Source organism: Blastococcus sp. OS1-29, from assembly GCF_057628075.1.
In genome coordinates this window covers 34,408-58,967 of the sequence record NZ_JBXXJK010000001.1, presented here as the reverse complement: position 1 = coordinate 58,967, position 24,560 = coordinate 34,408, and the positions used below count along the sequence as shown (strand labels likewise).

The following is a 24,560-nucleotide window of genomic DNA, read 5'->3' as shown; positions in this document are numbered from 1 at the left end:
GGAGGGGATGCGTGACCCGCCAGCCGGCACGCACTGCTCCCGCCGACCTCACCGCCGCCCTGTGGGAGCTGCTCACCGCCACCGCCCGCGAGGACGCGACCGCCTTCCTCGCCCTGCTGGCCGACGCCGACGACGCCCTGGCCGCGAGCACCGAGCCGGAGTGGATCGCCTGGCGGCACGCGCTGTCCGCCCGCCGGTCGCTGATCGAGAACGACCCGGAGGGCGCGGCCGCAGACGTCGCCGGCGCCCGGGAGGCCGTGGACAAGTGCGCGCCGTCGGCCGACACCGCGCTGCTGATGGCGTTCCTCGCCCACGGCGAGGTGCTGGCCGACCACTTCGACGCCGCGATGCTGCTGGCGGTCGACGCCAGCCTGCTGACGGAGGGCGTGGCCGCCGCGGAGCCCTCCCGCGCCCTCCTGCAGGCCCACCGCTGGCTGTCGCTGGCCCTCTCGGGCCTCGACCTCGAGGAGCCGGCGGTCGCGTCGGCGATGCGCGGGCAGCACGTCGCCGCCGCGCTCCGGGAGCCCGCCGACCGGTGGCGCATGCGGCTGCTGTCGGCCCAGCAGCACACCGAACTGGCGCAGACGCTGCGCCGCCGCGGCGAGCTCGACCGCTCGCGCGAGCTGGCCGTCGAGGCGATCGCCGGTGCGACGGCCGCCCGGGAGATCGAGTGGGAGCCCGAGGCCGACGAGGCGTACCTGCTCGACGTCGTCCAGGCGTGGGCGCTGACCTGCGCCGACGAGCTCGACAGCGCCCTCGGCCCGCTGCGCCGCGTGCGCCGGCACGTCGAGGCCGAGGGCAGCCTCTGGCTGCGCGGCTACACCGGACTGGCGCTCGGCCGGCTGCTCGCCCGCCTGGCCGAGCGGGACGGCGACGGCCCGGCCGGCGAGGAGGCCATCGAGCTGCTCGTCGACGCCGCCGGGGCCTTCGCCGCCGCGGGCGACCGCCGCCGCTACCGGCAGTGCCTGCTGGAGCTCGGGCAGCAGTGCGCCGACCTGGGCCGCCCGGCCGAGGCGCTGCACTGGCTGGAGGCCTACCGGTCCGACACCGGCCGCGCGCACGCCCGCAGCCGGGAGATGTGGGCGGAGATGTTCGTCCGCCGCAGCCGGCTGCGCGAGGCCCAGCGTCAGGCGGCGCTGCTGCGGCGGCACGCGCTGGAGGACCCGCTCACCGGGCTGGGCAACCGGCGCAGCGCCGAGCGCCGGCTGGGCGCCACCCGGCTGGGGGCCGAGCCGCTGTCGCTCGCCGTCGTCGACGTCGACCGGTTCAAGGAGGTCAACGACGGGGCCTCGCACAGCGACGGCGACGCCGTCCTGCGCCGGGTGGCCGACCTGCTGCGCGAGCACAGCCGCACCGGCGACGAGGTCTACCGCTGGGCCGGCGACGAGTTCCTCGTCGTCCTGCCGACGGCGACGCAGGCCCAGGCCGTCGTCGTGATGGAGCGCCTGCGGTCCGCGGTCGCCTCGGCCGACTGGTCCGATCTGCCGGTCCGGGGTCCGGTGACGGTCAGCATCGGCCTCGCGACCGCGCCGGCCGGGGACGACGGACCGGTCGGCTGGCGGGCGCTGTTCGACACCGCCGACCTGCACCTGTTCTCCGCGAAGCGTGGGGGCCGCAACCGGCTGCGCGCGCCGGAGGCCGGCCCTGCCGCGGAACCCGAGGGTGACGAAACCGGGAACGACACGTGACCTCGCCGGACGCGTGGGACGCGTGGGACAGGGGACGGCGCGTTCCCGAACAGATGCTCGACAGCACCGGGGACGACGTGCACAGTGCGCTCGTGCCACCCGGAGCCCTGCACCAACGGGTGACCGCGGCCCTGGCGAACTGGCAGCTCGACGACGCCGAGGAACTGCTCGCCGGCGTCGAGCGGGACCCCTCCCCCTACGTCGCCGCCGATCCGGCCGCCGGCGCGGACGAGAGCGCCCCCGGATCCCTCGGCAAGGCCTGGGCCGACACGCTCCGCGCGGAGCTGCTCGTGCGGCGGCTGCGGGTCGCCGGGTTCACCCTCGTCGGCGAGCCGATGACCGCCGACGCCTCGGCGCAGCCCGCGCTCGACCTGCACGAGGGCGTGGAGAAGCTGATCGACGGCGCCGGGCCGGAGGAGTCGGCCACCCGCGCGGCCCTGGCCATCGCCCTCGTGCGCTCGGCCAAGGCCGCCTTCGACGCCGCGGACGACGATCTCCAGCGTGCCGCCGGCCTCGCCCGCCACGCCCGCATCGAGCTGCTCTCCCGCCGGGTCGACGCCGCCATGGACGAGGCGGTCGAGGCCGCGAGCCTGCTCGACCCGCTGCTGGCGCCGAGCGCGCTGCTGATCGACACGCTCGGCACCCTGGCCGGCGTCCTCGCCGACCTCGAGCTGATGCCGCTGGCGCTGGACTACCAGCGCCGGGCCCACGAGTCCGCGGCGGCGGCCGCCGCCGACCCTGGCTCGCTGGGGCCGGACGACGGCGACCCCGACGTCCTGGTCGCCTCCACCGCCACCTGCCTGGGGGAGCTCTGCGCGGAGCTGGGCGAGGGGCTGCTCGACGACGGCGTCCCCGAGTCCGCCGCGCCCTACTTCGCCGAGGCCCGGCAGTTCGCCGAGGAGGCGCTCGCCCTGCTGCCGCCGGAGTCCCCCGGCGTCGTGCCCGCCCAGATCGTGCACGGGTGGGCGCTGGTCGGGCTGGGCGAGCACGGCGCGGCGATCGGGCCGCTGCGGGCCGCCGTCCGCATCACGTCGGCCAGCGCCGACCGCGCCCAGCTGGCCTCGGCGCGGCTGGCCCTCGGCCGGGCGCTGCGCCGGCAGGGCGATGGGGCGGCCGCGGACGAGCACCTCGTCGCCGCGCTCACCCTCGCCACCGAGCACGGCCTGCCCCGCCTGCGCCGGGCCGCACTGCGCGAGCTGTGCACCCTGCACGCCGAGCTGGACGACGCCGGCAGCGCGCTGCCCTACCTGCAGGCCTACCTCTCCGACGAGCTCGACCGCGTCGACGAGCGGCGCACCCGCTGGGTCGAGCTCTTCGGCCGGCGCAAGAGCCTGCTGGAGACCGAGCGTGCGGCCGGCCAGCTGCGCCGCCAGGCCTACGAGGACCCGCTCACCCACCTGCCCAACCGCCGGTACGCCGAGGCGCGGCTCGACGGGCTGCTGGCGGCCGGCGTCGCGCCCGCGCTGGCGGTCGTCGACATCGACCGGTTCAAGTCGATCAACGACGCGATCGGGCACCCGGGCGGGGACGTCGTCCTGCGGACGGTCGGCGAGCTGCTGGTGGCCGGCGTCCGTGGCGACGACGAGGTGTGCCGCTGGGCCGGCGACGAGTTCGTCATCCTGCTGCCCGAGACCACCGCCGAGCAGGGGGAGCGGGCGCTGGAGCGCATCCGCCGCTCGGTCGCCAAGCACGACTGGTCCGACCTGGGCCTGGACTTCCCGGTGACGATCAGCGTGGGCATCGCCTCGGCGGCCCGCGGCGACGACCGGCGCACCCTGTTCGCCGCTGCCGACGGCGTGCTCTACGACGCCAAGCGCAGCGGCCGCGACCGGGTGGTCCGCCTCTCGGGCGTGACCCAGACCCGGGCGCCCGGCGGCAGCCCGCTGGACGCGCTGTTCGGGCCGCCGCCGACCGTCGAGTCCTCCCCGGAGGAGGCCGCACCGGAAGCTACTGTCGCGGACGTGCAGCCTTCCCCGCTGGACGACGGCACCGGCACCGGTGGTTTCGCTCCGCTTCTGGTCGACCCTCCCCTCGGTACCGGCAGCACCGACGAGCCGCTGCTGGGCCCCGTGCCCACCCCGGTTCCCGCGGCCGGCCCCGTTCCCGCGGCCGGCGCCGTCGAGCCGGACGTCATCTGGGGCACCGGCCGCACGACCGAGCAGATCCTGGCGCTCGTGCGCGAGGCGCGCCGCGAGCACCCGGACCGGCCGGCGCTGGTCCTGCGCGCCCCGGCCGACACCCTGGTCGCGCTGGCCAGTGAGCACGACGCGTACACGACCATGGACGCCGCCGCCATGGCCGCCGCCGTCGGACCGATCCCCGAGCCGGTGGGCCGGGTCCGCGTGCTGAGCGCCGGCGGTGGCGACACCCCGGTGGCGGCGGAGGCCGCGTTCGTCGCCCGGGTGACCGGCACCGAGGTCGTGCGCCTCGATGACCTCGGCGGCAGCCGGATCCGCACCCTGCTCGCCGACGGCACGCTGCTCGGTGACGTCGACTGCCTGGTGGTCGTTGCCGGCCTGGACGCCTCGCTGGCCACGATGATCGGCGCGATGACCGACGTCCCGGTGGTCGCGGTGCCCACCTCGACCGGCCAGCCCAGCGCGTTCGGCGGGCTCGGGGCGCTCATGACGATGCTCAACTCGGCCGCGCCGGGCGTCGTCGTCAGCAACATCGACAACGGCTACTCGGCGGGCGTGTTCGCGGCACGCGTCGCCCGCAGGAGTGCACAGCACTGACCCGCGTGACGGCGCCTGTGATGATCACTCCGTGACCCTCGGCTGGCTGGACCTGAGCGCGGGCGCCTCGGGCGACATGCTGCTCGGCGCGCTCGTCGACGCCGGGGTGCCCCTGGAGGTCCTCGCGCAGGCCGTCGGCGCCCTGCCGGTGGAGGAGATCCGGCTGGAGACCGAGCCGGTCACCCGGCACGGCCTGGGCGCCACCCGGATGCACGTGCACGCGCCGGAGTCGCCGCACCACCGCACCTGGCCCGACGTCCGCGCGATCCTGGCGGAGGCCGCGCTGGACGCGGGGGTGCGGGACGGCGCGCTGGCGGTGTTCGAGCGGCTGGCGGTGGCGGAGGGGCGGGTGCACCGCGTCTCCCCCGACCAGGTGCACTTCCACGAGGTCGGCGCCCTGGACGCGCTGGCCGACGTCGTGGGCGTCCTCGCCGGCTTCGAGCACCTCGGGCTGACCCGGCTGACCGCGTCGCCGGTGGCGCTCGGCAGCGGCTCGGCCCGCGGTGCCCACGGGGTCGTGCCGGTGCCGGGACCCGCCGTCCTGGAACTGCTGCGCGGCATCCCGGTGGTCGCCGGCCCGGTGCCCGCGGAGATGTGCACGCCGACCGGGGCGGCCCTGGTCGCCCATCTCGTGTCCGAGTGGACGACGCTGCCGTCGATGCAGGTGGAGCGCGTCGGCACGGGGGCGGGCGGGCGCGACCCGGTCGAGCTGCCGAACGTCGTCCGGCTCGTGCTGGGATCGTCCGCGGAGCCGGCGCCCGGGGGCGCCGTCGTCCTGGAGACCAACGTGGACGACCTCGACCCGCGGCTGTGGCCGGGCGTGCTGGACACGCTGTTCGCGGCGGGGGCCTCGGACGCGTGGCTGACGCCGATCCTGATGAAGAAGGGGCGTCCGGCGCACACGCTGTCGGCCCTCTGCCGGCCCGAGGCGGTGCCGGCCGTGCAGGCGGCGGTGTTCGCGGCGACGTCGTCCATCGGGATGCGCGTCGTGCCCGTCGGCAAGGTCGCGCTCGACCGGACCCAGGCGACCGTCGACGTGCTCGGCGCGCAGGTCGGCGTCAAGGTCGCGACGGACGGCGGCCAGGTGGTCAACGTGAGCGTCGAGTACGAGGACGTCGCCGCGCTGGCCCGGAAGCTGGGGCTGCCGGAGAAGGAGGTCCTGCGGGCGGCGACCGCCGCTGCCGCGGCCGCCTACCCCGTGGTCGCGTAGGACCGCAGACCCACGGCGACGACCGGGACGACGGCGACGACGAGGACGGCGACACCGATCGCACCGCCGACCGCCCACGCCGCGAACACCAGCAGCGCCGCCAGCTCCACCCCCACCCCGGCCACCGAGGTGAGCGTCGCGCGGTAGGGGCCGGTGATGCGGTCCTGCAGCCGGGCCTCGGCCACCACGAGCACCGCCAGGTAGATCGCGTAGAACACCGCCACCGCGGCCAGGGACGCGACGGCCGGGAGGAACGCCGCCCCGGCCAGCAGCGCGCCCGCCAGCAGGAGCAGAGCGGGAAGCGCGCGGTCGGGCAGCCGACCGGCGCGACCCCCGAGTGCGGCACCGACCGCGCCGGCGAGCGAGATCCCCAGGATCGCCACCGGCACGGCGGTCACGGCCACACCCCGGTCGGCGGCCAGGAGCGGGAAGTACTCCTCGACGGCGTCCAGGCCGCCGACCAGCGCTACCGCGACGACGACGAGCAGGACGCCCGGACGACGCAGGGCGACGGTCACCCCGGACCTCAGGGTGCCGCCGTCGTCGTCGGCCACCCGTGGCGCCTCCGGGAACCGGAGTGCCAGCAGGCCGGCGCCTGCGCAGATGCCGACGCTGACCCAGCCGACCAGCGGATAGCCGCCCACGGCGAACAGCCCGCTGGCCAGCAACGCGGTCGGCACCTGCACCAGGAGCTCGGCGGAGGTCATCCAGCCGTGCACGCGGACGTAGGCGCCGTCGGCTCCCACAGCAGCCAGCCCGTCGTAGACCAGCGCCTCCGAGGTGCCCGACATCAGCGCCCCGCCGACACCCCACACGACGAACCCCGCCGCGAAGGTGGGGAACGTCGGCGCCACCGTCCAGATGGCGAACGCCGTGGCCTGCAGCGCCCCGGCGAGGACGAGCGATCCGCGCCGGGACCAGCGGTCGGCCAGCGCGCCGGTCGGCACCTCGGCGAGGAACGCGGTGATCGACCAGAGCGCGAACAGCAGCGAGATCTGCGCCTCGGACAGTCCGGTGTCGAGGAAGAGCAGCGCGTAGAGCGGGTAGTACGGCACCAGCTCCGACAGCGCGGCCCAGCCCACCGCCAGACGGGCGAGCGGCCGGGCGGCGGGCGGGAGTGCGTTCGGGGACGGGCGTCAACGGAACGGCATGGCGGGGACGGTAGCCCCGCCATGCCGCGAGCGCACCGGCTTTACGTCAGCTGCGCGACGGCCTCGACCGCCAGCCAGATGCCGAACAGGAAGAACAGCGCCGCGGCGCCGTAGGCGATGACCTTCTCGGGCAGCCGCTTGCCCAGGGCCCGGCCGACGACGATGGCGAGCGCATCGGCCGCCACCATGCCCAACGTCGAGCCGATCCAGGTACCGAACCAACCGTGGTCGGTGGCCAGCGTGATCGTGGCGAGCATGGTCTTGTCGCCCAGCTCCGCCAGGAAGAACGCCGTGCCGACGGCGATGACGACGTTCTTGACCGCCCGGTTGGCCTTCTCCCGCTCCTCGTCGGTGAGGGTGTCGCCGCGCAGCGTCCAGAACCCGAACGCGATGAACGCCAGCGCCGCGACGAGGTTGATCCAGCCCGTCGGCAGGGCCGCACCGAGGCCGAAGCCGATCCCGACGGACACGAGGTGGACGACGGCGGTGGCGACGGTGATGCCGAGCAGGACCGGCCACACCCGGTAGCGGGTGGCGAAGGTCAGCGCCATGAGCTGGGACTTGTCACCCAGCTCGGCGACGAAGATGACGCCGAAGGAGAGCAGCGTGCTGTACAGGACGGCGTCCACGAAGGATGGGCCTCTCTGGTCCGGCCGGACCAAGGCGCGAGACCTCGACCCGGCAACTGATTGCCTGGTCGAAGGTCTCGCCCGCCTCGACGGACGAGGCCGCGCGGCCGGACGTCGTCCGGAAACCGGAGTTCGTCAGTATGTCGACCGCGACATTGGGGGCTACTCCCCTTCGCTGCCCCAGAAAGTACACGAGGCTGCGCGTACCTTTTCTGCGGGCCGACGGTCGGGCGCCGTCATCGAGGGGGATCCGTGTCGCTGTCGGTCATCGCGGCCGCGTTCATCCTGGTGCTCCCCGTGGAGCTGCCGGACAAGACGCTGTTCGCCACCCTCGTGCTGGCCACCCGCTTCAGGCCGCTGCCGGTGTTCACCGGTGTCGGGCTGGCGTTCGCCGTCCAGTCGCTGATCGCGGTCACCGCGGGCAGCCTGCTCACCCTGCTCCCGGACGCCGTCGTCAGCGCGATCGTGGCCGTGCTCTTCCTGGTCGGAGCGATCATCCTGTGGCGCAGCGTCCGCAGCGGCGCCGAGGAGGACGAGGACATCGCCGAGGCACCTCCGCACCCGTCGTTCCTGAAGACGGCGTCGATCTCGTTCGGCGTGCTGTTCGCCGCCGAGTGGGGGGACCTGTCCCAGCTGGCGACCGCCGGCCTCGCCGCCCGCTACGACGCCCCCGTCTCGGTCTTCGTCGGATCGTGGGCCGCGCTGCTCGTCGTCTCCGCGCTCGCCGTGTTCCTCGGCAAGAAGGCCGCCGACAAGCTGCCGATCCCGCTGATCCGCCTGGTGGCGGCGATCCTGTTCTCGGTGTTCGCAGTCATCGCGGCGGTCGAGACCATCCGGCTGCTCGCCGCCTGACTCAGCGGCACGTCGTGCCCACCCCGATGCGCACCTGCTGCTCGCGACCGGCCGCGCGCACCGTGACCGGCAGGCACAGCGGCCGGTCGGCCCAGTAACCGCCGGGATAGGCCAGCCAGCCGGTGCCGTAGGTGTCCGGACACCCCGGGACGATGAACCGCGGGCTGGGCTGGAACGACGCGTTGGTCCAGCCGATCGCGACGCGGTTGTCCGGCTGCGCCGCGGCATCGAGCTCGAACGACGTGCCGGCGCGCACGAGCAGGCCGGTCTTCGCGAACAGGGCCGGCGTGGTCGGGTCGCCGCTGTCGTAGGCGCCCAGGACCTCGCCGGTGGGCAGCGCGACGACGTCGAGCACCGTCTCGTAGCCCGACGGCGGAGGGCCGCCGTCGATGGCCCCCGCACACGTGAGCGTCATGACGTCCGGGGACACGGGCTGCGACGACGTGCTCGGGGCCGTGGGCGCGTCCGCGTCGGGCGTCGCGGGCGTGCTGCAGCCGCCGAGCAGTGCGAGCCCCAGGCCTGCCGCGACGATCGGATGACGCATGCGCTGATTCTTGCCGAGAATCGCCGCTTGACCCTGACGTTGCGTCAGGCTGCACTCTCGTCCTCGTCACAGGAGGGAGGACCCGATGAACGTGGGAGAGGTCGCGGCGCTGGCCGGCGTCACGGTGCGCACGTTGCACCACTACGACCGGATCGGGCTGCTGTCGCCGTCCGGACGGACGACGGCCGGCTACCGGCAGTACGCGCCGGCCGATCTGGACCGGCTGCACCGGGTACTGCTCTACCGCGAGCTCGGGTTCCCCCTGGAAGAGGTCGCGACGCTGCTCGACGACCCGTCCGCCGACCCCGAGGCGCACCTGCGCCGCCAGCACCGGCTGCTGCGGGACCGGCTGGAGCGGACGTCGGCCATGGTCGAGGCCGTCGAGAAGGAGATGGAGGCACGAGCCATGGGGATCTCCCTGACCCCCGAGGAGCGGTTCGAGGTGTTCGGCGAGAACGACCCGGCGCAGTACGACGCCGAGGTGGAGCAGCGCTGGGGCGAGACCGACGCCTACAAGCAGTCGAAGCGGAAGACCGCCGCCTACTCGAAGGACGACTGGGTGCGCATCAAGGCCGAGGGCGCCGATCTGGAGGCCCGCTTCGCCGCGGCGATGCGGGACGGCGTCCCAGCCGACGCCGAGCCCGCGATGGACCTCGCCGAGGAGCACCGGCAGTCGATCACCCGCAACTACTACGACTGCTCCCCCGAGATGCACGCCGGCCTCGGCCGGATGTACGTCGAGGACGAGCGGTTCACCGCGCACTACGAGGAGATCGCGCCCGGGCTGGCGCAGTACGTGAGCACCGCCGTCCAGTCCAACGCCGCCCGCCAGGGCTGAGCCGTTCCGGCGGTTTGTGCACCAACCGTCGCGGCGGTTAGTGCACAAACCGTCGTCACGGGACGCGGATGAGCAGTTCGCCGTGCAGCATGCCGAGCCAGCCGTCGTCCGAGTCCCGCCACCGGAGCCAGGCGGCCGCGATCTCCTCCAGCTCGGCGCGCGTCCCCACCCCGTAGGTGACCGCCTGCTCGGCGAAGGACGACGCGGTCGCCCGGCCGGCCCACGAGGTGCCCCACCACTCCCGCTCGGCCGGTGAGGAGTAGCACCAGGACGACGTCGTCGCGGTGACGTCGCGCAGCCCGGCCGCGTGCGCCCACGACAGCAACCGCCGTCCGGCGTCCGGCTCGGCCTCGTTGCGGCGGGCGACGGCGTAGTAGACCTCGAGCCACCGATCGAGGCCGGGGTCGGCGGGGAACGTCACGAAGGCGCCGTAGTCGACGTCGCGGACGGCGATCACCCCGCCCGGGCGGCACACCCGGGCCATCTCCCGCAGCGCCGCGACCGGGTCGGTCAGGTGCTGCAGGACCTGGTGGGCGTGCACGACGTCGAAGGTGTCGTCGTCGGCCTCGAGCGCGTAGACGTCCCCGACCTGGAACGAGACGTCGACGCCCGCTGCGCCCGCGGCCGCCCGGGCCTCCGCCAGCGGATCGGCGGAGAGGTCGAGCCCGACGACCCGGCCGGGCGCGACGAGCGCGGCGAGGTCGACCGTGATCGTGCCCGGGCCGCAGCCGACGTCCAGCAGATCCAGACCGGGCCGCAGCGACGGCAGCAGGTAGCCGGCGGAGTTCTCGGCCGTGCGCCAGCGATGCGACTGCAGGACGGGCTCGGCGTGCCCGTGGGTGTAGGTGTCCACGCGGGAAGTGTGCCCGATGGTCTCAGACCGTGGTATTCACTTCTCACATCCTGAGATCAGCGGGCAGGGAGCTCCGCCGCCCCGGAGCGCGTGTCGGACATCCCCTCGCTACGGCCCGAATCATGGCCGCCGAGACTGCGCTCCTGAGCGGCCGCCTCGATCTCGAGCAGGCTCTCGCCGCGCAGCTCCGCCTCGTAGGCCTTCCGCCCGCCGCGCAGCCCGAACAACCGCTTGGCCAGCAGCAGGTATACGACGGCCACCACGTTGATCACGAACGCGCCGACCTTGGTCACCGTCACCGACGTGAGCAGCTCGGACACCTCGTACGGCAGGAACGCCGCAGTGGCGACGACCGTCAGGTACTCGCCCCACCGCTTGGCCAGCCACAGGCCGACGCCCTCGACGAGCTCCAGCAGGCCGTAGACCACGAGCCCGATGACGACGAGGTTCAGCGTGGCCGAACGGGCGTGCAGCGCTGTCGTGGCCGCCGACACGATCGACGAGTGGTCGAGGTCGACGCCCAACTGGTCGGCGAGGGGACGCAGCGAGGGCAGGAGCCGACCGAACGACCCCCGCAGAGCCGTCTGCGCGCTCTCGAAGCGGTACACCCCGTAGCCGGCGGCGATCAGGATCAGGGCGCGGATCACCCGCTCGACCGCGAGCACCCGGAGGATCGTCAGCTGCCGCAGCGCCTTGCCGCGGGGAGGCACCGGCGCCTGTTCGGCGGGACCGGAGCCGTGCGGAGGGCCGAGAACCCAGTCACCGCAGCGCAGGCACCGCCACGCCTCGCCCAACGCGGTCCGCGCCCACAGCCGCGACGCCAGCTCCGTCTCGGTGGGCCGGTAGGTGACATGACCGTGTCGGCCACACGCCCTGAGTTCCCTGCTCTTCACCGCCCGGAAGTACCCCCTGGCGCGCGCTCCACTGCCCGCCCGCCGAGATTCACGGGCAACTTCCAGGGACGGGCATCCCTCGGTATCCCGATCGTGGTGCCGATCCGGGCATGTCCGCCGCGCTCGCGTTCCCCGCCCCTCATGGACCCATGTCGCGGGTGCCGTCGCTCGACGTCCTGGGCCGTATCGCCGAGGAGACCGACCTCGGCGACGGCATCCGGCTCGCCGGCGAGCTGGTCCCGATCACCGCCTGCCACGACCGGCTGGTCACCAGCGCGCTCACCGAGGCCATCCACGCCCGCTACTTCCGCCGAACCGAGGGGACTTTCGGTACCGAAAGTCCCCGGCAGGGACGGCGCGGACGTGACTTCTGCCACCGCCTGGCCGACACCCTGCAGCCCTACCTCTTCCGGCGCGACGCCTGGCGGTTCAGCTACCGGACGACCGACGGCGTCCCCTCGTTCGTGGTCACCGCCGGCGGCGCCGTCACCGGGCAGGCCGCCTCCTGCTTCCTGCACCTCCAGCCGGGCACGGCGCCCGACGTCTTCGCCCGCATCGTCACCACCCTGGACGGCTACGGTCTCGCGTTCCGCGCGGAGCTCGCCGGCGACGGGGACGCGTGCCTCCGGGCCGACGCCGCCGTCGTCACCGTCCACCGGGACGACGTGCCGGTCGTCGCACGGGTCGCACTGCGCCTCGGCGAGCGGGCCCCGTTCGCGCTCGCGCCGTCGGCGCCGGCGTTCACCCGGCAGATCGGCCCCGGCGTCGGACTGGCCGACCACCCCGGCCCGGGCGCGTCGTTCGGCCGGCACCGGTCCCGGCTGATCGCCACCGGGCTGGTCGCGGCCGGTCACGGCGCCGGGGCGGCCACCCGGCGGGTGGCGGTGCTGGACGCGGTCACCGGCGCGGGACTCGACCCCGCGGCGCTCCACCTGAACCCGGGCAATCCCGAGTTCCCGGTCTAGAGCTCCTCGGCCAGTACCCGCTCGGCCGTCCCGATGGCGCGCTCGCGATCGGCCGGCACCAGGCCGATCCTGGTGCGCCGGTCGAGCAGGTCGGCGACGGTGCGCGCGCCCTCGTGGCGGACGGCGAACCGCAGCTCCCCCTCCGTCTCGAGCCGCCCGGCGACCACCGCGGCGGACCCCAGCGCCTCCACCACCGTCGCCTCGGTTCCGTAGCGGGCCACCAGCCGCGACGCCGCGCCGATCCGCGCCAGCGCCGTCCGAGGCGCCGCCCCGACCAGCGGCAGCCGGCCGGTCAGCGACCGCCGCGCGCCCCGGCCCAGGCGCCCCACCACCGCGTCCACCGTCTCCTCCGCCATCGCGCGGTACGTCGTCAGCTTGCCGCCGACCACGGACAGGACCGGTCCGTCCCAGTGGAGCAGGTGCCTGCGCGAGAGGTCCGCGGTCGCTCCCCCGGGCCCGCCCCCCGCCGACGCGGGCAGCACCAGCGGCCGCAGCCCGGCATAGGCGCCGACCAGATCGGCCCTGGTCAGCGGATGAGCCAGCACCTGGTTCACCGTGTCGAGCAGCTGCTGCACCTCGCCGTCGCTCGGCACCGGATCGGCATCGGGCACCGGCCCGTCGACCGGCTCGTCGGTCAGCCCGAGATACACCAGCCCGTCGGCCTGCGGCAGCGCGAACACGTACCGCGACCGCGAGCCGGGCAGGGGCACGGTCAGGGCGGCAGACGGCGACCCGAGCCGGTCACCGCGGACGACGAGGTGCGAGCCCCGCGACGGCTGCAGCCGGATGCCCGGCGCCAGCCGCTGCGCCCAGACCCCGGCGGCGTTGACCACGACGCGCGCCCGCAGGCTCACCGCCTCGGCACCGTCGACGACGGCGTGCACGTCGCGCCCGTCGACGGCGGTCACCGCGGCGCCGGTGAGGATCCGCGCCCCGTACGACGCCGCGGTGCGGGCGATCGCCACGACCAGCCGGGCGTCGTCCACCAGTTGCCCGTCCCAGAAGACGACGCCGCCGCGGCCGCCCCGGACCCCCGGCGTCAGGCGCGCGACGTCGTCGGCGGTCACGCGGTGGGTCGACGGCAGCGATCCGCGGCCGCCGGGCACCGACAGCCGGACGGCGTCACCGAGCCGCCCGCCCGCCGCGGCCAGCGCCGTCACGTCCCGGCCGGCCTCGTCCGGCACGAGGAACGGCAGCCTCCGCACCAGGTGCGGCGCCGTCGTCCCCATGAGGACGGCGCGCTCGCGGGCGCTCTCCCGGGCCAGCCCGATCTCCCCGTGCGCCAGGTAGCGCAGCCCGCCGTGCACCAGCTTCGACGACCAGCGACTCGTGCCCGCCGCCAGATCGGTGCGCTCGAGCAGCACCACCGACAGACCGCGGCTGGCGGCGTCCAGCGCGACACCCGCACCGGTCACGCCGCCGCCCACCACGACCACGTCCACCTCCGCCCCGGCGAGGGACGCGAGGTCGTCGGCACGCCGTCCGGGGGAGAGAGTCCCAGGGAGCACCGGCAGACTGTAGCCGTGCCCGACCAGCCGGAACTCACGATCCAGGGCTGGGGCCCCGCCGGCCCCGGCACCCCTCCCGAGCAGGACGGGGACCTCAGCAGCACGCTGCCCAAGGTCGCCCGCCGGTACCTCTCCAAGGAACTGGGCTGGACCCCGCGGCCGACGCCGCCGGTCGCGGTCGCGGACATCGCGGTCGCCCCGTCCCGGTTGCCCGAGGAGGCCCGCGCCCGGCTCGTGGAGCTGCTCGGCGAGGACAACGTGCGCACCGACCGGGAGTCGCGGCTGCGCCGGGCCGGCGGCAAGAGCTACCTGGACCTGCTGCGCCGGCGGGAGGGTGATGCGTCCGACGCCCCCGACGCCGTGGTCCTGCCGGGCACGACCGAGGAGACCGCCGCGCTGCTGGCCGCCTGCGGCGAACTCGGCGTCGTCGTCATCCCGTTCGGCGGCGGGACCAGCGTCGTCGGTGGGCTGGCCGGCGTGGACCCGGACGACCGGCCGTCGGTGGCGGTCGACCTGGGCCGGATGGCCTCGGTGCACTCGCTCGACCTGCCGTCGTCCCTGGTGACCGTCGGCCCCGGCATGCGCGGCCCGGCACTGGAGGAGGAGCTGGCCCGCGAGGGGCTCACCTTCGGGCACCTGCCGCAGAGCTGGGAGTTCGCCACCCTCGGCGGCTACGCCGCGACCCGCTCGGCCGGGCAGAACTCCACCGGCGTCGGCCGGTTCGACGAGCTGGTGACCGGGCTGACCCTCGCGACGCCGTCCGGCGTCCTGGAGGTGGGCCATCCGCCGGCCACCGCAGCCGGCCCCGACCTGCTGGGCGTCGCGCTCGGCTCGGAGGGCACCCTCGGCGTCATCACCGAGCTGACCCTGCGGGTACGTCCCAAGCCGGCGAGCTGCTCCTACGAGGGCTGGTCGTTCCGCTCGTGGGCGGCCGGTCTGGCCGCGTTGCAGCAACTGGCCCGGCACGAGTTGCTGCCCGACATCGTGCGGCTGTCCGACACCGACGAGACGCGCGCCAACCTGCTCATGGCCTCCGGAACCGGCGCCAAGGCCCTGCGCGGCAGCCTGAAGACCCGCGGGCACGGCGACGCGTGCCTGCTCGTGCTCGGCTGGGAGGGCCTGCCGACGCTCGTGCGCGCCCGCACGAAGGCCGCCGCCTCGGTGCTGCGCGACGGCGGCGCCATCCGGCTGGGACGCCGGGTCGGCGAGTCGTGGAAGAGCCACCGGTTCTCCGGCCCCTACCTGCGCGACAAGCTGATGAACGCCGGCCTGCTCGTCGAGACGCTGGAGACCGCAGCCACCTGGTCGACGCTGCCCACGGTCTACGACGCCGTCCGCCGGGCGCTGCGGGAGTCGCTGACCCGGGACGGACGGCGGCCGCTGATCATGAGCCACGTCTCACACGGCTACGCGACCGGCGCCTCGCTGTACGTCACCGTGCTGGCCGACCGCGACGACGACCTGCCGATCCAGCAGTGGCTGACCGCCAAGCGGGCGGCGACCGACGCGCTGCTGGCCGCCGGGGGCACGCTCACCCACCACCACGCCGTCGGCGCCGACCACCGCCCGTGGATGGAGCGCGAGGTCGGTCCGCTGGGCGTCGAGGTGCTGCGCGCGGTGAAGGAGCGGCTGGACCCCCAGGGCATCTGCAACCCCGGCGTCCTGCTCCCCGAATAACCGCCATGTTGATCAGGTGACCTGATCGTTCTGGGTCCTCCCCCACCGTCGACCGTGAGGGAGGACCCCAAATGATCAGGTTCCCTGATCAACAGGGAGCCCCTCAGATGGCGTGGCCGAAGGTGAAGACGCCGGTGGGGTCGACGGCGCGCTTCACCGCCACCAGCCGTTCGCGGTACTCCTCCGGATAGGCCGCCAGCACCTCCCCGGGACCGCTGACGTCGCCCAGGAAGTTGATCATCGACTCCTCGGCCCGCCAGGGCGCCATCGCCTGGAGCACGCCCCGACCCACGGCCGGCACCACCTGGGCCAGCTCGGGCACCGCGGGCCCGAGGACGAACAGCGAGAACGCCCCGCTGCGCCCGGGAACCGCGTCCGGCACTGCGGCCGGGCGGCCGAGGGCACCGCCCATCAGGCGGAGCTCGGCCATGATCAGCGGGATGTGGACCTGCGGCCCGGCCGTGGCCAGCAGCGCGTCGACGGCCCCGGCGGTCAGCTCGCGCAGCACGATGCCCTTCTCCCAGCCGGGCAACGGGTCCTTCGGATCCATGTGGATCGCGTCCATCTCGTCGGTGCGCATCGGGCCGACGTAGCCGAGCAGGATCGTGCCGGCGACCTCCATCGGCGACAGCAGCCGCTCGGCGAGCGCGTGGTCGGTTCCGGCGTAGGCGAACCGCAGGTGGACGGCGGTCTGCCCACGCAGCGGCGGCGGCAGTTCCTCGAGGTCGGGCAGGCGCATGATCGCGATCGAGGTGCCGACCTCCTCCGGCAGCGTCGGCGCCCACTCGCGGAACCGGTGCAGGAGGGTCGCGGCGTCGTCCCCGGAGAAGAAGATGCCACCGCCGAACAGCGAGGGCACCGGCACCAGCTCGAACTCGACCGCCGTCACGATGCCGAAGTTGCCCTTGCCCCCGCGCACGGCCCAGAACAGCTCGGGCTCCTCGTCCGCGGTCACCCGGCGCAGGCGGCCGTCGGCGGTGACGAGCTCGACGGCGGTCACGTGGTCGGCGGCGAAGCCGTGCAGCCGGCCGAGGGGGCCCATGCCACCGCCGAGGGTGTAGCCGACGACACCGACGTCGGACGACGACCCACAGAGCCCCGCCAGCCCGTGCTCGGCGGCGGCCGCCATCACCGCGGCCCACCGCACGCCCGCCTGCACCCGCGCGACCCGGCGCTCGGGGTCGATGTGCACGCCCTGCATCCGCCGGGTGGTGACCATCAGCGAGCCGCACGCGTTGCGGACCGGACCGTGGCCGGTCGACTGGACGGCGACCCGCAGGTCGTGGGCGACCGCCCAGGACACGGCCGCCACGACGTCGGCCGCGCAGGTGGCGCCGACCGCGACCGCCGGGGTGTGCTGCACCGCGAGGTTCCACGCGGCCACCTCGGCGGCGAGCCCGTCGTCCCCGGCGGCGAACACCGGACCGCGGACGCGGCTGCGCAGGTCGTCGACGTCGGCCGCCGGGAAGCCGGGGGCCAGGGAGTCGAGGACGTCGTCCTCCAGGGCGATGGAGCTGAAGTCGGCGTCGTCGGCGAGACTCATGCACGGTCCTCTGAGCGGCCGCGGCAACGCTGCCGCGGAGTGGGTCGGTCAGGCTGAGGAGTCGCCTGCGCCCCGTCGCGGATACACAGCTGCGTCAGGACCGGCGGACGACGCCGGACTCTGACAGCTCGGCCGACCGAGCGGCACCCGTTTGCGCGCGGCGCGGCCCGCCGACCTCGCCGGATGTCCGCCGACCCCGCGCTACAACGTGAGGCCGGCGGACAGGTCGTGAGGGCGGGCTACCGCGTGGTCGCGATACCGCCGTCCACGGCGATGACCGACCCGGTCACGTAGGAGCCGGCCCGGCTGGACAGGAAGACGGCGACGCCGGCCATGTCGTCGGGGCGCCCGATCCGGCCCAGCGGCGAGCGCGCGGCGATCTCCTTGCCGAACGCGTCGAGGGTGGCGGCCATCATCTTCGACTCGAACGGGCCGGGGGCCACCGCGTTCACGGTGACGTGCCGCGGGCCGAGCTCGCGGGCCAGCACGCGCGTCAGGTGGTGCAGCCCCGCCTTGCTCGACGAGTACGAGTAGGTGTTCATCGGCGGCACGTGCAGCCCGTCGATGCTGCCGATGTTGATGACCCGCGCGGGGTCGTCGTGGGTACCGGCCTCCTCCAGCAGCGGCAGGAACGCCCGGGTCAGGAAGAACGGCGACTTGAGGTTGAGGTCGAGCACCTTGTCCCAGGCGGACTCGGGGAAGGTCTCCAGCGGCTCGCCCCAGGTGGCGCCGGCGTTGTTGACCAGGATGTGCAGCGCGTCCTCGCGCGCACCGACCTCGGCGGCCAGCCGGACGCACTCGGCCTCGGTGGAGAGGTCGGCGGGGATGGAGACGACCTTGCCGAAGGTCGACAGCTCGGCGACGGCCGCCACGCCCGCCTCGGGCTTGCGCGAGCTGACGTAGACGCGGACGCCGGCCTGCAGCAGGCCGCGGGCCACCATGAGCCCGATGCCGCGGGTGCCACCGGTGACCACGGCCACCTTGCCGGAGAGGTCGAACAGGTCCACGAGCACACCTCCGCGACGTCGGCCCGCCTCGTCGCGCGCCGCCGTCGGCACCCTAGCGGCGCGGCCGGGCAGACATCGGCACGGCCGGGACCACCTGACAGCCACCGCCGGCACCGACTGTGCCAGCCTCTGGGCATGATCCCGTCCGAGTCCGACGCCCCGATCATGGGCGCCACCAGCGAGGTCGGCCGCCTGCGCACGGTCCTGCTGCATCGCCCCGGACCCGAACTGCGCCGCCTGACGCCGCGCAACAACGACCAGTTGCTCTTCGACGGCGTCCCCTGGGTGGCGCGGGCACAGGAGGAGCACGACGCGTTCGCCGAGGCGCTGGCCGCCCGCGACGTCGAGGTGCTCTACGTCGACCGGCTGCTCACCGAGATCCTCTCCTTCCCGTCCGCGCGCGCGGAGCTGATCGGCGCGGCGGTCGACGACCCGCGCCTGGGCGCCAGCCTGCAACGGGCGGCGACGTCGCACCTCGCGTGGCTCTCGCCCGAGGACCTCGCCGCCACGCTCATCGCCGGCCTCGCCCACGACGAGCTGCGGGGCGGCAAGGGCCTGGCCTACGAGGTGATGCGGCGCGGCGACTTCGTCGTCCCGCCGCTGCCCAACCTGCTGTTCACGCGCGACTCCTCCGTCTGGGTCGGCGACGAGGTCGCCGTGACCTCGCTCGCGATGCCCGCCCGGCACCGCGAGAGCACGATCACCGCCGCCGTCTACACCCACCACCCGCGGTTCGCCGGCGTCGAGCAGCTCTACAGCTCGCGGCTGGAGCACCTCGAGGGCGGCGACGTCCTGCTGCTCGCCGAAGGGGTGGTGGCGGTCGGGGTCGGCGAACGGACGACGCCCGGCGGCGCGGAGCGGCTGGCCCGGCGGGTGTTCGCCCGCGAGCTGGCCCACACGGTGCTCGTCGTCCCCATCGCGCAGCAGCGGGCGACCATGCACCTGGACACGATCGCGACCATGGTCGACGTCGACGCGATGGTCATGTACCCGGCCGTCGCCGACTCGCTGACGGCCTGGACGGTGACCTCGCCGCAGGGGGTGGAGGACGACGACGACCCCGTCGAGCTCAGTGTCACGGGACCGCAGCCGTTCGTCGTCGCGGCGGCCGCCGCCATGGGCATCGACCGGCTGCGCGTCATCGACACCGGGCTGGACCCGGTGACGGCCGAACGCGAGCAGTGGGACGACGGCAACAACACCCTCGCCCTGGCGCCGCGGCTGGCGGTGGCCTACGAGCGGAACACCGTCACCAACGAGGCGCTCGAGGCCGCCGGCATCGAGGTCATCCGCATCGCCGGGTCGGAGCTGGGCAGCGGGCGCGGCGGCCCGCGGTGCATGTCCTGCCCGATCGCCCGCGACCCCCTCCCCTGACCTGGGAACTTTCGGTACAGACAGTCCCTACCGTCTGTCGCGGCACGCGGTTCCGTGACGGACCGGTTCCCCTGTTTCCTGTGACTTATGGTACAGCTCACACGCCGATCGGACGACGGCTGTGAGCAACGGGGGATCCATGTCCAAGCTTCTGCGGGTGCCGCTGACCCTGCTCGCGGTACTCGCCGCGTTGTTCTTCCTCCCCGGGATCGCCTGGGGCACTCCGGACTGCACGACGGACCCCCTGCCGGCCGCGTGCACCCAGCCGGACAGCGGGACGGCGGCCGGGCAGGAGAACCCCGCTGGGACGACGGGTCAGCAGGACCAGCCGGGGGGCGACACCGGCGGCCTGGTCATCCCCTCCGTCCAGCTCCCCGCCCCCGCGGGGCCCGTCGTCGGGCTCGACGCGGTCACGGATCCGCCCGACCTCTGCACCACGTTCCCCCAGGCCCCGGTCTGCGCGGGGGAGAATCCGCCCACCGTGCCCCTGACCTGTGACGGCCTCGCGCAACTGCTCGGCCAGACCGGCGGATGCCCGAGCAGCCTCACCTGCCAGGACCTCGCCGACCTGCTCCACATCACCTGCCCGGCCGGTCCCCCGAGCTGCGCAGCCCTCGCCGAGCTGTTCCACCTGCAGGGCTGCCCGCAGCCGCCGACGAACTGCGACGACTTCGCGAAGCTGCTCGGCGTCGGCAACTGCTCCCAGATCCCCTGCATGGACACGTCCCAGCTCCCCGCCCAGGCCAGGGCCGGTCTGCAACCGCTCTTCGACGGACTCACGACCATCGGGATCGACGAATGCCCGGCGAAGCCGGTCCCGACGACTCCGGGCAAGGGCACCTACCTGCCACCGACCCAGCCGGCGGCGCAGCAACCACAAGCGCCCTACTACGCGAACTGCGACGACGCCCGGGCCCAGGGCAAGGCGCCGGTCCACTCCACCGACCCGGGCTACCGGCCCGAGCTGGACAGCGACCACGACGGCATCGGCTGCGAGGTCGACGCCCAGCCCGTGGCCGCCGTGCAGCAGCCCACCGGGCGGCTGGCATACACCGGCACGGACATCGCACCGCAGCTGAAGGTGACCTGGACCCTGCTGGTGCTCGGCGCCGGCCTGCTGATCCTGGGCCGCCGCCGCGCCTGAGGAAGGACCCCGTTCCCCCCACCCTTCGCAAGCTCAGGGCGGGAACCCTGAACGGGGCCTAGAGGCGCTGGGCCAGGCGGTGGTAAGCGGCGCTCCAGCGCAGCTCCTTCGCCAGCGACCGCCGCGTGGTGTCGGCGTCGATCAGCACCAGCTCGGTCGAGAACACCTCGGCCAGGTCGGTGAGCTCGTCGGCGCCGAGCTGGGTGGTGAGCACCGTGTGGTGCGGACCGCCGGCGGTGAGCCAGCCCTCGGTCGCCGTCGCGAAGTCGGGCCGCGGCTGCCAGACCGCACGGGCCACGGGCAGGTTGGGCAGCGCCTCGGAGGGCTCGACGACGTCGATCTCGTTGGCGACCCAGCGGAAGCGGTCGCCGAGGTCGGACCAGCCGATGACGACGCCGGGCGCCGGGGCCGCGGTGAACACCAGCCGGGCCGGGTCCTCGCGGCCGCCGATGCCCAGCGGGTGCACCTCGAGCGAGGGCTGCTCGCCCGAGATCGTGGGACACACCTCGAGCATGTGGGCGCCGAGGATCCGCTCGTCCCCGGGCACCAGGTCGTAGGTGTAGTCCTCCATGAACGAGGTGCCGCCGGGCAGTCCGGCGCCGGCGACCTTGAGCACGCGCAGCAGGGCGGAGGTCTTCCAGTCGCCCTCGCCGCCGAACCCGTAGCCGTCGGCCATGAGCCGCTGGACGGCGAGGCCGGGGAGCTGGCGCAGCCCGCCGAGGTCCTCGAAGTTCGTGGTGAACGCGCCGAAGCCGCCGTCGACGAGGAAGGATCGCAGCGCGATCTCGATCCGCGCCTGGTACCGCACCGCGTCGTGCTCGGCGCCGCCGGGCAGGACGTCGGCGGACATCTCGTAGAGGTCGGCGTACTCCGCGACCAGCGCGTCGAGGGCCTTGTCCTCGACGGCGTCCACCACGGCGACCAGGTCGTTGACCCCCCACGTGTTCACCGACATCCCGAAGCGGATCTCGGCCTCGACCTTGTCGCCCTCGGTCACCGCGACATTCCGCATGTTGTCGCCGAACCGGGCGAGCTTCAGACCGCGCGCGGCCGCGGCGCCGGCCGCCGCGCGGGCCCAGGACCCGACGCGGGCGCGCACCGCGGGGTTGGACACGTGGCCGGAGACCGTCGTCCGGGGCACCCGCAGGCGGGTGAGCAGGAACCCGTACTCCCGGTCGCCGTGGGCGGCCTGGTTGAGGTTCATGAAGTCCATGTCGATCGTGGACCAGGGCAGGTCGGCGTCGGCCTGGGTGTGCAGGTGCAGCAGCGGCTTGCGCAGCGCGTCGAGGCCGGCGATCCACATCTTCGCCGGCGAGAAGGTGTGCATCCAGGTGATGACGCCGATGCAGGCGGCGTCCTCGTTCGCCTCGCCCATCGCCCGGCGGATCGCGGCGGCGTCCTTGAGCACCGGCTTCCAGACCACGCGCACCGGCACCTCGCCGGCGTCGTCCAGGGCGGCGGCGACCCGCTGCGACTGCGACGCGACCTGCTGGAGGGTCTCCTCGCCGTACAGGTTCTGACTGCCGGTCAGGAACCAGACCTCGGATCCGGCGAAGGGCTCTGTCACGGAAGTGTCCTCACTCATCTCTGGCCGTAGACGTTCTGGTAGCGCGCGTACAGCGAGTCGATGTCCGCCTGCGCGATGGGGACGGGCTCCCCGAGCTGCCGCGACAGGTGCACGGTGCGGGCGACGTCCTCGGTCATGACGGCCGCCTTGACGGCGGCCGTCGCGGACGGGCCGATCGTGAACACGCCGTGGTTCTGCATGAGGACGGCGGGAGACCGGTGACCGGACAACGTCGCGACGATGCCCTGCCCGATCGAGTCGTCGCCGATCAGCGCGAACGGCCCCACCGGGATCGGACCCCCGAACTCGTCGGCCATCGCCGTCAGCACGCACGGGATCTCCTCCGCGCGCGCGGCCCAGGCCGCGGCGTAGGGGCTGTGCGTGTGCACCTGGCCGTTGACCTCGGGCAGGTTCCGGTAGACGTAGGCGTGCGCGGCGGTGTCCGACGACGGCGCCTTCACCCCGTCGACGACCGTCCCGTCGAGCGTGCAGACGGTGATGCCCTCCCAGGTCAGCTCGTCGTAGGAAACGCCGCTGCCCTTGATGACGAACAGATCCTCGCCGGGCACCCGCTCCGACACGTTGCCGGCGGTCCAGGTGACCAGCCGGTAGCGGGTGAGCTCGCCGTGCAGAGCGGCGACGTGCTCGCGCTGCGCCCGGTGCGTGCCCCGCTCGGTCAGGGTGGCGGTCATGCGCTCTCTCCTCGCTGGACGGGGCTCACGTGCTCGGCCGCGGCCCGCTCGACGGCGAGCCCGGCGACGTACCGCTGCATGAAGGCGTCGAAGCCGGCGACGTCGTCCGGGTCGGGCTCCACGGTCTCCAGCTCGGTGGCACGGAAGACGGCGGTGTCCAGGTAGTCCGCCAGGCTGCGGCCCGAGCCGTCGACGGCGAAGGCGGCCAGGACGGCGATGCCCCAGGCGCCCCCCTCCGCCGCGACCTCGCCGACCGAGACCGGGGTGTCGATCGCGGCGGCCAGGAAGCGCTGGGCCACGCCCGCGGTCTTGAACATGCCGCCGTGGGCGAACATCCGGTCCAGCCGCACGCCCTCGGCCTTCTGCAGCACGTCCGTACCGATCCGCAGGGTGGCCAGGGAGGCGAACAGCTGCGTCCGCATGAAGGTGCTCAAGCTCAGCCGGCTGTCCGGGGACCGCACGAAGAGCGGGCGGCCCTCCTCGAGGCCGGTGATCGGCTCGCCGGAGAGGTAGTTGTAGGCGAGCAGGCCCCCACCGTCGCTCGCGCCGCCCAGCGCGGCGGTGAACAGCGTCTCGAAGACCTTCGAGGGTTCGACGTCGACGCCCAGCGCACGGGCGAACTCGGCGAACATCGCGGCCCAGGCGTCCAGCTCACTGGCGCCGTTGTTGCAGTGCACCATGGCGACCGGGTCGCCGGCCGGCGTCGTGACCAGGTCCAGTTCGCGGTGCGCGCCGGCGAGCTCCTGCTCGAGCACGACCATCGCGAAGATCGAGGTGCCGGCCGAGACGTTGCCGGTGCGCGGCGCGACCGAGTTGGTCGCGACCATCCCCGTGCCGGCGTCGCCCTCCGGGGGGCAGAGCGGGGCGCCGGGCCGCAGCCGCCCGGTCGGGTCGAGCAGCGCGGCACCCGCGGCGGTTAGCGTTCCGGCCCGACGGCCGGCGAGCGCGATGGCGGGCAGCAGGTCGGCGAGGGCCAGGTCGACTCCCGCCTCGGCCGCCAACTGGTCGAACCGGGCCAGCATCGCGGTGTCGTAGCCGCGGGTGGCCCTGTCGACGGTCGAGCAGTCGATCGGGAACATGCCGCTGGCGTCGCCGATGCCCAGCACCTTCTCGCCGGTGAGCCGCCAGTGCACGTAGCCGGCCAGCGTGGTGAGGAAGTCGATCCGCCCGACATGGTCCTCGCCGTCGAGGATCGCCTGGTAGAGGTGCGCGACGCTCCACCGGTGCGGGATGTTGACCCCGAACTCCGCGCTGAGCCGCTCGGTGGCCCGCCCGGTGTGCGTGTTGCGCCAGGTGCGGAAAGGCGTGAGCAGTTCGCCGTCCGCGTCGAAGGGCAGGTAGCCGTGCATCATCGCCGAGACGCCGAGGGCGCCGATCGAGTCCAGCTCGACCCCGTGCTGCCGCCGCACGTCGTCGGCCAGGGCTGCGTAGGCCTGCTGCACCCCGGCCCAGACGGCCTCCAGCGAGTAGGTCCAGACGCGGTCCACGAACTGGTTCTCCCAGTCGGAGGTGCCGACGGCCAGTGGCGCGGAGTCCGGACCGATCAGCACCGCCTTGATCCTGGTCGACCCGAGTTCGATCCCCAGCGCCGTGCGACCACCCGCGATCGCCTCGCCCAGGGTGGTCTCCGACATGGATCCTCCTCGTCCAGGCGGGGGTGACGGCTCTGTCACGACCCTCGGTTTCTCGC

The 24,560-nt window shown here is 74.2% G+C and carries 20 protein-coding genes; 9 read left to right on the top strand and 11 right to left on the bottom strand.

The window, feature by feature from the left end; translation table 11 throughout:
- Window positions 1–11 precede the first annotated feature (11 nt).
- The 3 genes from AC2H4J_RS00275 to larC are packed head-to-tail and all read left to right on the top strand — an operon-like array spanning window position 12 to window position 5,633.
- Window positions 12–1,688 (top strand): GGDEF domain-containing protein, encoded by a 1,677-nt coding sequence (locus AC2H4J_RS00275; RefSeq protein WP_487462818.1) that lies wholly within the window; start codon window positions 12–14, stop codon window positions 1,686–1,688.
- Window positions 1,685–4,423, top strand: coding sequence for a diguanylate cyclase domain-containing protein (locus tag AC2H4J_RS00270; RefSeq protein ID WP_487462817.1), 2,739 nt, complete (start codon window positions 1,685–1,687; stop codon window positions 4,421–4,423). The genes AC2H4J_RS00275 and AC2H4J_RS00270 overlap by 4 nt, the downstream gene beginning before the upstream one ends.
- Before the next feature lie 31 nt (window positions 4,424–4,454).
- Window positions 4,455–5,633, top strand: a complete 1,179-nt coding sequence (gene larC, locus AC2H4J_RS00265; protein ID WP_487462816.1) for a nickel pincer cofactor biosynthesis protein LarC — start codon at window positions 4,455–4,457, stop codon at window positions 5,631–5,633.
- On the opposite strand, the gene AC2H4J_RS00260 is transcribed toward larC, so the two are convergent.
- Together AC2H4J_RS00260 and AC2H4J_RS00255 are read right to left on the bottom strand one after the other, a co-directional pair.
- A complete protein-coding gene (locus tag AC2H4J_RS00260; protein WP_487462815.1) occupies window positions 5,615–6,715 on the bottom strand; it encodes an MFS transporter in 1,101 nt (366 codons plus the stop codon). The genes larC and AC2H4J_RS00260 overlap by 19 nt on opposite strands.
- 110 nt (window positions 6,716–6,825) lie before the next feature.
- Window positions 6,826–7,413, bottom strand: a complete 588-nt coding sequence (locus AC2H4J_RS00255) for a TMEM165/GDT1 family protein (RefSeq protein ID WP_487462814.1) — start codon at window positions 7,411–7,413, stop codon at window positions 6,826–6,828.
- 252 nt (window positions 7,414–7,665) lie between these two features.
- On the opposite strand from AC2H4J_RS00255, the gene AC2H4J_RS00250 reads away from it, so the two are divergent.
- Window positions 7,666–8,265 carry a TMEM165/GDT1 family protein gene (locus AC2H4J_RS00250; RefSeq protein ID WP_487462813.1) on the top strand — a complete coding sequence of 200 codons (600 nt, stop codon included), beginning with the start codon at window positions 7,666–7,668 and terminating at the stop codon, window positions 8,263–8,265.
- A 1-nt stretch (window position 8,266) separates the two neighbouring features.
- On the opposite strand, the gene AC2H4J_RS00245 is transcribed toward AC2H4J_RS00250, so the two are convergent.
- The gene (locus AC2H4J_RS00245) at window positions 8,267–8,809 is read right to left on the bottom strand and encodes a hypothetical protein (RefSeq protein ID WP_487462812.1); all 543 of its coding nucleotides are present in this window, start codon (window positions 8,807–8,809) and stop codon (window positions 8,267–8,269) included.
- An 85-nt stretch (window positions 8,810–8,894) separates the two neighbouring features.
- Between AC2H4J_RS00245 and AC2H4J_RS00240 the strand changes: the two genes are divergently transcribed.
- A complete protein-coding gene (locus AC2H4J_RS00240; RefSeq protein ID WP_487462811.1) occupies window positions 8,895–9,647 on the top strand; it encodes a MerR family transcriptional regulator in 753 nt (250 codons plus the stop codon).
- A gap of 55 nt (window positions 9,648–9,702) precedes the next feature.
- On the opposite strand, the gene AC2H4J_RS00235 is transcribed toward AC2H4J_RS00240, so the two are convergent.
- Together AC2H4J_RS00235 and AC2H4J_RS00230 are read right to left on the bottom strand one after the other, a co-directional pair.
- Complete coding sequence (locus tag AC2H4J_RS00235; protein WP_487462810.1) at window positions 9,703–10,500, bottom strand: methyltransferase domain-containing protein; 798 nt, start codon at window positions 10,498–10,500, stop codon at window positions 9,703–9,705.
- 56 nt (window positions 10,501–10,556) lie between these two features.
- Window positions 10,557–11,210, bottom strand: a complete 654-nt coding sequence (locus tag AC2H4J_RS00230; RefSeq protein ID WP_487462809.1) for a DUF2127 domain-containing protein — start codon at window positions 11,208–11,210, stop codon at window positions 10,557–10,559.
- A gap of 332 nt (window positions 11,211–11,542) precedes the next feature.
- Here AC2H4J_RS00230 and AC2H4J_RS00225 point away from each other — a divergent pair, with 332 nt between their 5' ends.
- Complete coding sequence (locus AC2H4J_RS00225; RefSeq protein ID WP_487462808.1) at window positions 11,543–12,358, top strand: T3SS effector HopA1 family protein; 816 nt, start codon at window positions 11,543–11,545, stop codon at window positions 12,356–12,358.
- Here the strand turns inward: AC2H4J_RS00225 and AC2H4J_RS00220 are convergent.
- Window positions 12,355–13,866, bottom strand: coding sequence for a glycerol-3-phosphate dehydrogenase/oxidase (locus tag AC2H4J_RS00220; RefSeq protein ID WP_487462807.1), 1,512 nt, complete (start codon window positions 13,864–13,866; stop codon window positions 12,355–12,357). The two genes, AC2H4J_RS00225 and AC2H4J_RS00220, sit on opposite strands and share 4 nt — an antisense overlap.
- A gap of 15 nt (window positions 13,867–13,881) precedes the next feature.
- On the opposite strand from AC2H4J_RS00220, the gene AC2H4J_RS00215 reads away from it, so the two are divergent.
- On the top strand, window positions 13,882–15,543 hold the full coding sequence (locus AC2H4J_RS00215) for an FAD-binding oxidoreductase (protein WP_487462806.1): 1,662 nt from the start codon (window positions 13,882–13,884) through the stop codon (window positions 15,541–15,543).
- 103 nt (window positions 15,544–15,646) lie between these two features.
- On the opposite strand, the gene AC2H4J_RS00210 is transcribed toward AC2H4J_RS00215, so the two are convergent.
- Window positions 15,647–17,086: an FAD-binding oxidoreductase gene (locus AC2H4J_RS00210; protein ID WP_487462805.1), complete on the bottom strand. Its 1,440-nt coding sequence runs from the start codon at window positions 17,084–17,086 to the stop codon at window positions 15,647–15,649.
- Window positions 17,087–17,325: 239 nt separating this feature from the next.
- Entirely contained in the window at window positions 17,326–18,093 is a 768-nt protein-coding gene (locus tag AC2H4J_RS00205) for an SDR family oxidoreductase (RefSeq protein ID WP_487462804.1), read from the bottom strand.
- A gap of 135 nt (window positions 18,094–18,228) precedes the next feature.
- Between AC2H4J_RS00205 and AC2H4J_RS00200 the strand changes: the two genes are divergently transcribed.
- The gene (locus tag AC2H4J_RS00200) at window positions 18,229–19,467 is read left to right on the top strand and encodes an arginine deiminase (RefSeq protein WP_487462803.1); all 1,239 of its coding nucleotides are present in this window, start codon (window positions 18,229–18,231) and stop codon (window positions 19,465–19,467) included.
- A gap of 139 nt (window positions 19,468–19,606) precedes the next feature.
- Entirely contained in the window at window positions 19,607–20,611 is a 1,005-nt protein-coding gene (locus AC2H4J_RS00195) for an excalibur calcium-binding domain-containing protein (protein ID WP_487462802.1), read from the top strand.
- A gap of 58 nt (window positions 20,612–20,669) precedes the next feature.
- Here the strand turns inward: AC2H4J_RS00195 and araA are convergent, their stop codons facing one another.
- Genes araA through AC2H4J_RS00180 form a run of 3 tightly spaced genes read right to left on the bottom strand, consistent with a single transcriptional unit; the run spans window position 20,670 to window position 24,504 of the window.
- Window positions 20,670–22,178: an L-arabinose isomerase gene (gene araA / locus AC2H4J_RS00190; protein WP_487462801.1), complete on the bottom strand. Its 1,509-nt coding sequence runs from the start codon at window positions 22,176–22,178 to the stop codon at window positions 20,670–20,672.
- A 14-nt stretch (window positions 22,179–22,192) separates the two neighbouring features.
- Complete coding sequence (locus tag AC2H4J_RS00185; protein WP_487462800.1) at window positions 22,193–22,870, bottom strand: L-ribulose-5-phosphate 4-epimerase; 678 nt, start codon at window positions 22,868–22,870, stop codon at window positions 22,193–22,195.
- A complete protein-coding gene (locus AC2H4J_RS00180) occupies window positions 22,867–24,504 on the bottom strand; it encodes a xylulokinase (protein WP_487462799.1) in 1,638 nt (545 codons plus the stop codon). The genes AC2H4J_RS00185 and AC2H4J_RS00180 overlap by 4 nt, the downstream gene beginning before the upstream one ends.
- Window positions 24,505–24,560: the final 56 nt, after the last annotated feature.

Bases quoted from the DNA above. Each gene is read 5' to 3' on its own strand.
- AC2H4J_RS00180 (WP_487462799.1), bottom strand. From the start codon at position 24,504: ATGTCGGAGACCACCCTGGGCGAGGCGATCGCGGGTGGTCGCACGGCG.
- AC2H4J_RS00210 (WP_487462805.1), bottom strand. From the start codon at position 17,086: ATGAGTCTCGCCGACGACGCCGACTTCAGCTCCATCGCCCTGGAGGAC.
- AC2H4J_RS00195 (WP_487462802.1), top strand. From the start codon at position 19,607: ATGTCCAAGCTTCTGCGGGTGCCGCTGACCCTGCTCGCGGTACTCGCC.
- AC2H4J_RS00225 (WP_487462808.1), top strand. From the start codon at position 11,543: ATGTCGCGGGTGCCGTCGCTCGACGTCCTGGGCCGTATCGCCGAGGAG.
- AC2H4J_RS00185 (WP_487462800.1), bottom strand. From the start codon at position 22,870: ATGACCGCCACCCTGACCGAGCGGGGCACGCACCGGGCGCAGCGCGAG.
- AC2H4J_RS00245 (WP_487462812.1), bottom strand. From the start codon at position 8,809: ATGCGTCATCCGATCGTCGCGGCAGGCCTGGGGCTCGCACTGCTCGGC.
- AC2H4J_RS00240 (WP_487462811.1), top strand. From the start codon at position 8,895: ATGAACGTGGGAGAGGTCGCGGCGCTGGCCGGCGTCACGGTGCGCACG.
- AC2H4J_RS00200 (WP_487462803.1), top strand. From the start codon at position 18,229: ATGATCCCGTCCGAGTCCGACGCCCCGATCATGGGCGCCACCAGCGAG.